Here is a 2,698-nt window from a genome sequence, read left to right as displayed (position 1 = left end):
TCCGCTTGCAAGCGAGCGCCGATGTTCTCGCCGACCTCGATGTCGGCAATGTCGATCGAGACGATTTCAAACGCCGTGTGCGCATCCAGCCCGCGCTGCAGCACGGCCTTCGAGATCGAATCGGGATTCTCCATCACGAGGAGATGGCTGTCGGTCGAGCCGATCGAGGTGATGATCCCCTCGCCGACCCGGGCGATGATCGTTTCCTCCGTCGCCCCGCCGATCAATTGATGGAGGTTCGTCCGCACGGTGACTCGGGCGCGCACCTTCAGCTCGACTCCGTTCTTGGCGATCGCGCTGAGCGTGGTCTTGCGGCTGGTGGCCGGATCGGGGCAATCGATGACTTTCGGGTTCACGCTCGTTTGCACGGCGTCGAGCACGTCGCGGCCGGCCAGGTCGATGGCGGCGGCGCGATCGAAGTCGAGATCGATATCGGCCCGGTGCGCGGCGATGATCGCCTTGAGCACCTTGGGCACGTCGCCCCCCGCCAGGTAATGGGCCTCGAGCCGCCGGCTGGTGATCTCGTTGCTCGGCTGATTGGCGATCCCCGATTGCATCGCCATGACCTTGGCCTGGACGATCACGCGCGAGTCGACCTTGCGAAGGCTCATGCCGATCAGGTTCGGGAGCGAAACCCGAGCGTTCGACATGTAAGCCTGGAACCAAATCTTGCCGTAGTTGAGCGCCACCACGAGCACCACGATCACGAACAGGATCGCCAGCGCGCCGACGATCAACATCCACGGCTCGATCTTTCCGAGCTTTTCCAGATTGTCGTCGGCGAACAGGAGATGTTGAGCCAGAAGATACGGCAGCGCGGTTGACATAGATCAATACCCCAAAGACCGACAACTACGGTTAAGTGGGCCGACGCCCAAGGATGAACTGGCAATACTAGCATAGTCGCTCCCCCAGCCGCCGGAAAGCCGCCGCACGTAGCGGAATTCGCCGGAATTTCGCCGTTTGAAGCGAAACGAGTGCGTTGGGTGTGTCCAGCGAAGCGCAGACGCACCGTGCTTCGCTGCGCAGGCCATGTGCCAGATCGGCCCGGTGCGTCTGCGCGGACTTGACGCACCCTACGCGTGGCGCGGGCCGCAGTTGGTCGGGCTTTCCTTCACTCAATCCATCCTCCTCCCAGCACGCGGTCGCCGTCGTAACAAACGACCGCCTGGCCGGGGGCGACGCCATGCTGCGGCGCATCGAGCGTCAAATGGATTCGACCGTCGCCAAGCGGCTCGACCGTGGCGGGCGTCGCACGGCTGTTGTAGCGAATCTGCGCTAAGCATCGCAGCGGCGCGGCCGGCTCGTCGATGAACCAGTTCGCGCGCTCGGCGGTAAACGCGGCTCGCGCCAGTTCGCCGCGCGTGCCGACAACCACCCGATGGCTCGCCGCCTCTATCCGCACGACATATCTCGGCTCGCCGAATGCCACGCCCAGGCCCTTGCGCTGGCCGATCGTGAAGCCTTCGATCCCCTCGTGCCGGCCGACGACCGAGCCGTCGGTGGTGACAATCTCGCCCGAAGTGTCTTCGTCTCCCGCGCGGCGGCGGACGAAATCCGCATGATCGCCGCTCGAAACGAAGCAGATCTCCTGGCTATCCTTCTTGTCCGCGACGCGCAGATCCAACTCGTTGGCAATCCGGCGAATCTCTTCCTTCCGGTAGCTGCCGATTGGGAACATCATCCGCGGCAGAAACCGCCGAGCGACGCCGAAGAGCACATACGACTGATCTTTCGACGCATCCAATCCGCGTCGCAGGGCCGGCGAATCGACGCCATCGGCCGTAGCATCCACGCGAGCATAATGCCCCGTCGCCACGAACTCCGCTCCGACACTGTCGGCATACTCGAACAGCTTGCCGAACTTCAACCAATTGTTGCAGACGACGCAGGGATTCGGCGTGCGGGCCGAACGGTATTCGGCGACGAAATAGTCGATGATCCGGCCGAATTCAGCGGACAGATTCAAAGCGTAGAACGGAATATCGAGCAAATCGGCTACGCGGCGGGCGTCGGCGGCGTCGCTGGCGCTGCAACAGCCCTGCTTGTGATCGGCCCGAGCGGAAACGACCGGCAGCCGCGGCAGCGGCTCGCGGACTTTCCGAGAACCGCCCGCGGAGAGGGGGACAGTCCCCTTTTGTTCCCGACCGTCTGGCGATGGTGCCCGCTCCACAAAAGGGGACAGTCCCCGGCGGTTCTCGGTCGCGCAAGCCGCTTCGACCGTCTCACCATGCCGCATGAAGACCCCGATCACCTCATGCCCCGCGGCCCGCAACAAATGCGCGGCGACGCTGCTATCAACCCCGCCCGACATGGCCAGAACGACGCGCGACACGGAGCAAAGCCTTTCGGACGTTTTGGGAGGTCGGAAGTCGGAGGTTGGAGGTCGGAATACGTTCGTTAGCCCCGCCGCTCGCGGCGGGATGGCTCCCGTAAGACGTGGATTGCAGTCTAGTTCTGATGACGACAGACGACAAGGCTCAGTTCGCCGCCGCACTTCGGTTCGCAAGCGAACCGGCTAACGACCCTCTTCCGACCTCCGACGTCCGACGTCCGACTTCGGGTGAGCGTCTTATTAGTTGGTAGATTCAGACGGCGGTTCCGTACCAGAAGGTTTCCCATTGGCCGGGTTGGCTGAGGAAGAGCGCTCGCAGATGGCAGACGTTATTGCTGCCGCGTTCTCGCCACCGCATGCCCG

The 2,698-nt window shown here is 63.4% G+C and carries 2 protein-coding genes; both read right to left on the bottom strand.

Annotated elements, in window-relative coordinates; translation table 11 throughout:
• Positions 1-740, bottom strand: a 740-nt coding sequence (locus tag VGY55_00010; GenBank protein HEV2968338.1) for a flotillin-like FloA family protein, incomplete at its 3' end; no start/stop codon positions are given.
• 374 nt (positions 741-1,114) lie between these two features.
• Complete coding sequence (gene mnmA, locus VGY55_00005) at positions 1,115-2,335, bottom strand: tRNA 2-thiouridine(34) synthase MnmA (protein ID HEV2968337.1); 1,221 nt, start codon at positions 2,333-2,335, stop codon at positions 1,115-1,117.
• Between the last annotated feature and the right edge of the window lie 363 nt (positions 2,336-2,698).

The organism is Pirellulales bacterium (assembly GCA_035939775.1).
Taxonomy (GTDB): Bacteria; Planctomycetota; Planctomycetia; order Pirellulales; family DATAWG01; genus DASZFO01.
This window is presented reverse-complemented; position numbering and strand designations above follow the sequence as displayed.